The organism is Chryseobacterium luquanense, assembly GCF_026460945.1.
Lineage (GTDB): Bacteria > Bacteroidota > Bacteroidia > Flavobacteriales > Weeksellaceae > Chryseobacterium > Chryseobacterium luquanense.
The window spans coordinates 38,614-45,686 of the sequence record NZ_JAOVZV010000004.1; the positions used below are offsets into that span (position 1 = coordinate 38,614).

Below are 7,073 nucleotides of genomic sequence, written 5' to 3' on the forward strand. Positions count from 1 at the left end.
CTCAGGAGGAGCGCAACCTTAAATACCATGCATCAAAAAATAAATTCAAAATTCATAAATATTTTTCCGTAAATTAGTTGTAACACAAAAACACTACTGATGAACGAAAAACTCCATCAATATCTTTGGAACTTCAAAGTATTCACCAATTTTAATTTTACAGATACAGACGGAAATTCTGTTGAAATTATCGATTTCGGGAAGTGGAATACCGATTCCGGCCCTGATTTTTTGATGGCGAAAATTAAAACCAAAAACATTATTCTTGTCGGGAATATTGAACTGCATGTAAAGTCTTCCGACTGGATTTTCCATCGACACTCAAAAGATCCTGCATATCAAAATATCATTCTTCATGTCGTTTTTCAGAATGATATTGACATCAAAGAATTCAAAGAGCACAATATTCCGACACTAGAGTTGAAAGATTATATCGACAAAAATATTTTTCAGAAATACGAAAACCTGCTAAAAGAAAGTCAGTTTATTGCGTGTGAGAAAATTTTCAGCACTACGAAAATCCCGATTAACTTTCATGAGGAAAATTTATTGAAAAAACTTGAAGAAAGATCTTTAGAAATAGAATCTGATTTGCTGAGAAATAAAAACAATTATGAAGCAGTTTTATTTCATCATCTAGCCTACTCTTTTGGTTTAAAAGTAAATGCTTTTATTTTTAAGCAAATTGCCGAAAGCATCAGTTTCAATACAATTATTAAAATCCAACAGAACAAAACACAACTTGAAGCATTATTTTTTGGAATTTCCGGTTGGCTTGAAAATTCACAAGACGATCAAATTAAAATATGGAAAAGAGAATTTGATTTTATTAAAGTCAAATATAATCTTCCGGATATTAAAATCTACCCTAAATTTCTGAGATTACGCCCCCCAAACTTCCCTACAATTCGTTTCTCGCAATTTGCAGATTTGTATTTCCGGCACCAAAATTTGTTTTCAAAGATTATTTCAGCACAAAATACGAATGAACTAGCTGAAATTTTCAAAGATATTAAAGCCTCAAAATATTGGGACAATCATTTTAATTTTGGGAAAACATCTCCCGTAAGTCAATCAAAATCTTTAACGAAAGATTTCATTGAATTGATTATTTTAAATACAGTTCTTCCAATAAAATACACATATCATAAACATCACAGTGAAAATATCACCGATGAGATACTAAGTTTTTATAATGAAATTCAGGCAGAAAAAAATTCAGTTATTAATGAATGGAAAAAAATTGGCTTAAAAATTAAAAACTCAATGGAAAGTCAGAGTCTGATTTATCATTTTAAAAACTATTGTGAAACAAAAAATTGCTTAAATTGCGGTATCGGATTTAAAATTTTAAAAGAATCTTAAAAAATGTTTGGTAATCTACGTCACAAAATGGAACGCGAATGGTTTGGTGTACTCACAAGAATGGGTGCCAAACTGGGAATTCCTGTTTCTAAACTGAGAGTGTTTTTTATTTATTCTACATTTGCGACGGCAGGATTTTTCTTTTTAATATATCTTGGTCTGGCTTTCACGCTTTGGATTAAAGATATTTTTATCACAAGGAGACCAAGCGTTTTCGACCTTTAGTTATGGAATTTTTACAGATTACTTCGCCCGATGATTATCGTGTGCATAAGATTTTTAATTCTTATACAACCTCTTTTCCTGAGGATGAAAGAAGAGATTGGTATAAATTCATACAGTTATTTGAACGTCCGAATGTGAAAGTAATTTCTGTTTTGAATGATTCTGAAAACATTGGTTACCTAGTTATTTGGGAATTGACAAATCATATTTTTGTAGAACATTTTGAAGTTTTTTCTGAATTCAGAAATCAGAAATTGGGTTCTCATATTACAGACTATTTATTTAAAAACTATCCCAGAATTATTTTAGAAATCGAACCTGAACATTTAAACGAAGATGCTAAACGACGTTTTTCGTTTTACCAACGAAACGGCTTTAATCTGATTGATGAAATGTATGTACAGCCAAGTTATGGAGAAGGCAAAAAGAGTTTAGAGCTTTGGCTTCTTGCCAACTATTTTCCTGAAAATTTACAAGAAGTTAAAGATGAAATTTATGATATTGTTTATCATTAAAATATTCAACTAAGTTAAATCAAGGATGCATTAAGTTTTTATTCTTTTGATTTGGAGTTTTCTTTAAGTCGATCAACGAAAACAGGAAGTACTTCTTCAAGCTTAAAAACTACTCTTGAAATATTTTTTGCTCTTACATAAGTTCTTATTTCAGGTTTTACAGTAAAGCTAAATTCTAAGAACTCTGAAATTCTCTCAGCAGGAATACCTTCTTTTTCAAAATAATCATTGTCCATCCTTTTGCGTATCCATAGAATATCACTTTGCAGATCTTCATATTTGTACCGCCTTTTCTGCCTTCTCGCTTTACCGCTTATCAAATCGTAAGTTCCCTGAATATTTAAATTCCCCAATGCCGCAGCCAATAAAACATTCTTTACTTCTGCAGGAACTTCACGAGGTTTATCACCGGTTTTAGACCTAGGAAGACCAATCGCTTTCTGAAGTTGGTCTTTTTTGTCAATCTTAGATAATCTTTTAGAATCTTTCGATAAATTTCCTGTTGCAGAAACGATTTCTACTTCTTCAATCTCCTCTGGAATCCTCACCAAAACAGCATTCATAGGAATTTCTACACTGTAAACCTTTTTTGAAACTCTTTCATAACCCTTTTTCACAAATCTTATTTCATCATTTTCAGAAGCTTCAATCGAAAATTCGCCTAAAGAATTGCTATAAATTTTCTTGTCATTAGAAATATTGACGACTAAAACCGATGTCAAAACCATGTCATTTTCACTCATCGTTTTCCCAGAAACTTTCTGCTGACAAAAAAAATGTGCTACAGTAAAAAAGAAAAATACTACAAGAATTTTTCTCATCATCAGTGTTTTATTTTTGTGTTTGTGGAGCTCTGTAAGAAGAAATTCTCATCAAAACCGAATTTTGAAACCTCATCAAATCGCCATCACTCACAAAGCCATATTTCAAGATTTTCTGTCTTTCAAATCCACCTGCGAGAACATATTTAATAAAATGGTTGATAAATGGCTTTTCGATTTTTAAATCTGCAAAATATTGCTCTCCCAGAGCGTAAGCAAGATAATTTTCAAAATCAAGATCATCCCATTTATTTTTTACTTTGCCTACAGAAAAACCTTGACCTTTCGGCTGAACAAATTGTCCCGGTCTTGCCGCTAAAATTCTCGGGTCAGATTTTTGTTTGAGATAAGCATTAATCTCTGCTTTTAGCTTTTGAACTTTCGCAGGTTGATTTAAAGTTTTAGAATCAATTTTCAGGTCTCCGCTCAAACCTTTTTTTATTTCAACTTCAGCAATTAATTGAGCCGCTCTGGTCAACTGAACATTCATCGGTGATTCCACATTTTCTTTCGAAACTTTTCTGTCGATTCTATCGTATCCGCTTTTGAAAAAACGAAGTATATCGCCCTCTCTTCCGGAAACCATAAAATGACCGTCTCTATTGGTAAGAACCTGTTCGTTAGTTCGCATATTGATCACGGTCACACTCGGAACTTCAGTGAGATCTTCAGAAGAAATCTTCCCAAAAATATAACTTTGAGCATTGATTTGGACGAAGAAAATGAATGACAGGATAAAAAGTAGTTTAAACTTCACGGATTATTGTTTTATTCAACAAAACTAAAGTTATTTTTTAATTCAGTCATAAGTTTAACCAGACTTAACGCGATTTAATATTTTTTTTGAATTTTAAGTTCAAAACTGTTAAAATATAGGCTCGAATTTGTTAAATTTTCAGCTAAATTTTATCTAAATTGCACAAAATCTTCCGCTAAAAATGTCAAACTCTTATACTGTAATCAACGCATCGGCTGGTTCGGGCAAAACTTACGCTCTTGTACAGAGACTTTTGATGATTTGTTTGAGATATCCAAATCAACAATCGTCAATAAGAAATATTTTAGCATTGACATTTACCAACAAAGCAGCCAACGAAATGAAAGAAAGAATTCTTTCATGGCTCAATAAGTTTACAGCGGAAAATTATCTTGAAAATAATGATTTAAAAAACATTCAAAAAGCTTTCGAAGCAGAAGGTTTAAAAATTACAATTGACGAACTTCATTATCGCTCAAAAAAACTTTTAGATTATATTCTTCATAATTATTCAACCTTAAATATCGGGACAATTGACCGCTTCAATTCCCGATTGGTAAGAAGCTTTTCTTATGAACTAGGTTTAGCTAAAAATTTTAATCTTGAAATTGATGCAGAACCATTTTTAATTGAAGCAGTTGATAAAATGCTTGACCAGATTGGAGAAAATGAAAATATTTCTAATTCGTTTATGGATTATGTGGATTACAGTTTGGAAAATAACGAGAGAATTAATCTGAATAAAAACCTTTACGATTCTGCGAAAGAATTTGTAAAAGATATTCATTACGAGCATCTGAAAGACAACAAAGAATTTGATGATGCGAATTATGAAGATATTAAGAATACTCTAAGAATAGAAATTACCGCAAACAAAAAGCAATCATTAGAACTTGCTTTGAGCTCGATTGAATTATTCAAGTCAAGAAATATTGAGATTGAAGATTTTGCACAGGGAAAAAACGGACTTGGCGGATTCTTCCCAAAAGTTGTTGATTTTTATCAGAAAAAAAGACCTGGATTTCCATTTCCAAGTTCGACCGAAGAATCTGCTATTGAAAAGTACCGAAAAGGTGCTGCAGCAAAATCAAAACACAAAGACGCAGAAATTTCAGAAATTCTGGAACAACTTCTTGAAAACAGAATGAAACTGATTCTTTTATTCATCGAAACTCAAAAAAAAGAAAAAATACATTCTGCTTTGTTGCCTTTAAAAGTAAACAAGGATATTCAGGATGAGCTGAGAAAAATCGAGGAAGAAAATGATTTGGTTCTGCTCTCGAAATTCAATATTTTAATTAATGAAAATCTTAAAAATGAACCTTCTGCTTTTATTTATGAAAAAGTAGGTTCGCAGTTTCAGCATTATTTCTTTGATGAATTTCAGGATACTTCAGAATTGCAGTGGCAGAATTTCGTTCCGTTGAGAGATCACAGTATTTCGACAGAAAACACTTCGTTTACTTTGGTTGGAGATCCGAAACAAAGTATTTACCGCTTTCGTGGTGGTGAAAGTAAATTAATGTTGGACATTATCAACAAGAAAGAATTTTCGCCCAAACAAGCGGAATTATTAGTTCTAAAAGATAATTGGCGAAGTGCAAAAAACATCGTACAATTTAATAATGAACTGTATCATTTTCATTCATTAAATCTTGAAGAAGAGCATCAGCATATTTTCGGAGTTGATGGTGAGCAAAATCCCAAATCAGGTATTGAAGGAAGAGTAAAAATAAATCTCATTGAAAATTTAACGAATGAAGATTTTTACAACGATGTTTCGGAGAAAATGCAGAAAGATATTCAGGAAAGCTTAAATAACGGATTTAGATTTTCTGATATAACCATTCTTTGCCGTGGAAACTTCGATATTTTCTCTTATTCGCAGAAATTAGGAAACCTGAAAGTTAATTATCATGGTGAAGAGACCAATATTAAAACGATTTCCGATAAAGGTTTAACCTTAGAATTATCAAACACTTTGCAAGCTGTTGTGGAGTTTTTGAAGTGGGAAACCAATCCTAAAAACAAACCTCATCTGATAATGATGATGTTTTATCTCAACAGACTCGGAAGAATCAATATGCCGGATTTTACTCTAGGAATGAAAGAAATTCTCGCTCTGCAACAACATGAAGAAATCATTCAGTATATTGAAGAAAAATATAAGATTAAGTTGAAACAGGATCGTTTTCCCAAATTTAATCTTTACAATTTCATTGAATATTATATCAACGAATTTTCGATTGAAAACAAAGAAACCGACTTCCTGCTCAACTTTTTAGAAATGCTTTTCAATTTCACTCAAAACGCAGGCGCAAGTACCAAAGAATTTCTGAAATATTGGGATGAAGAAGCTTCAACTTACACGATTCAAGCTTCGGAAAATATTGATGCTATTCAAATCATGACGATTCATAAGGCAAAAGGTCTTGAGTTTCCGATTGTTTTTATTCCGATAATGAATAAAAACCGTGATTCTGAATTCACCAATTGGTTTGAAAATGATGAAAAATCTGTTTTAAAATCGGTAAACATCAATCAGTTCAATAAAAACCTTGAAGTGTATGATGAAGGAATTGAAAAATTTAATCATGAAAATTCTTACAAAAATTTAGTCGATAGACTTTGTCTTCAATATGTTGCAACAACACGACCTGTAGAACAACTGTTTTTTTATCTTCAGAAACAGAATAAAACTTCTAATAATTTAGAAATCTTAGAATTTGTACAATCTAAAAATTTGCAGGATCTCGATGAATTTGATTTGTATGAAACCCATCCTGAAATGTTGAAAAAGCAAATCATTCACAAAAAACCTGAATTTAAAACTGAAAACATCCAAAATCTCAGAAACGAGCATGAAAACAAGAGCTCAATAAAAATCGCTACGCCTTCAAAAAATTATCAGGTAAGAAATGAAAAAGTAAGAATCGGGCTTTTCGTACACGAATTGCTTTCAAAAATCAACACCGAGAAAGACATCGATAAAGTTTTGGAGACCTATGTTCTGGAAGGTCAAATTACGCTTGATGAAAAAGTAAATATTAAAGAAGATCTCAAAAAAATCATTGATCAATATGCCGAGTTTTTCGATGAAAAATGGAAAGTGATTAATGAAAAAGATATTATGATCTCCGAAAGAGGAATTAGTAAAATTTATCGTCCTGACAGGATTTTGAAAGGTAACGAAGGCTATATTATCGTTGATTTTAAAACCGGTATGGAAACCGAAAAGAACGAAAAACAAATCGAAATGTACAAAATTGTGCTTGAAAATTTGGGACTGAAAGTTCTGAAAACTCAGCTTATTTATATTCCTTAAAATTCTAAAATTAAAAGCCAAAATAGTTTCGGGGGGGCCCCTGGGGGGGGCCGCCCTGAGAATAT

General features: G+C 31.8%; 6 protein-coding genes. 4 read left to right on the forward strand and 2 right to left on the reverse strand.

All coding sequences use genetic code 11. The features are described 5' to 3' along the window. The first annotated feature begins 99 nt into the window (after nt 1-99). The 3 genes from OEA66_RS06605 to OEA66_RS06615 are packed head-to-tail and all read left to right on the forward strand — an operon-like array spanning nt 100 to nt 2,105. Complete coding sequence (locus tag OEA66_RS06605) at nt 100-1,365, forward strand: DUF2851 family protein (protein ID WP_267280639.1); 1,266 nt, start codon at nt 100-102, stop codon at nt 1,363-1,365. A 3-nt stretch (nt 1,366-1,368) separates the two neighbouring features. Next, a complete protein-coding gene (locus OEA66_RS06610; RefSeq protein ID WP_267280640.1) occupies nt 1,369-1,590 on the forward strand; it encodes a PspC family transcriptional regulator in 222 nt (73 codons plus the stop codon). Between the two features lie 2 nt (nt 1,591-1,592). Then, nucleotides 1,593-2,105: a GNAT family N-acetyltransferase gene (locus OEA66_RS06615; RefSeq protein WP_267280641.1), complete on the forward strand. Its 513-nt coding sequence runs from the start codon at nt 1,593-1,595 to the stop codon at nt 2,103-2,105. Nucleotides 2,106-2,143: 38 nt separating this feature from the next. Here OEA66_RS06615 and OEA66_RS06620 read toward each other — a convergent pair whose 3' ends face one another. Then, nucleotides 2,144-2,929 (reverse strand): carboxypeptidase regulatory-like domain-containing protein, encoded by a 786-nt coding sequence (locus tag OEA66_RS06620; protein ID WP_267280642.1) that lies wholly within the window; start codon nt 2,927-2,929, stop codon nt 2,144-2,146. 7 nt (nt 2,930-2,936) lie between these two features. Further along, complete coding sequence (locus OEA66_RS06625; protein WP_267280643.1) at nt 2,937-3,683, reverse strand: hypothetical protein; 747 nt, start codon at nt 3,681-3,683, stop codon at nt 2,937-2,939. Between the two features lie 157 nt (nt 3,684-3,840). On the opposite strand from OEA66_RS06625, the gene OEA66_RS06630 reads away from it, so the two are divergent. Next, the gene (locus tag OEA66_RS06630; protein ID WP_267280646.1) at nt 3,841-7,008 is read left to right on the forward strand and encodes a UvrD-helicase domain-containing protein; all 3,168 of its coding nucleotides are present in this window, start codon (nt 3,841-3,843) and stop codon (nt 7,006-7,008) included. Nucleotides 7,009-7,073: the final 65 nt, after the last annotated feature.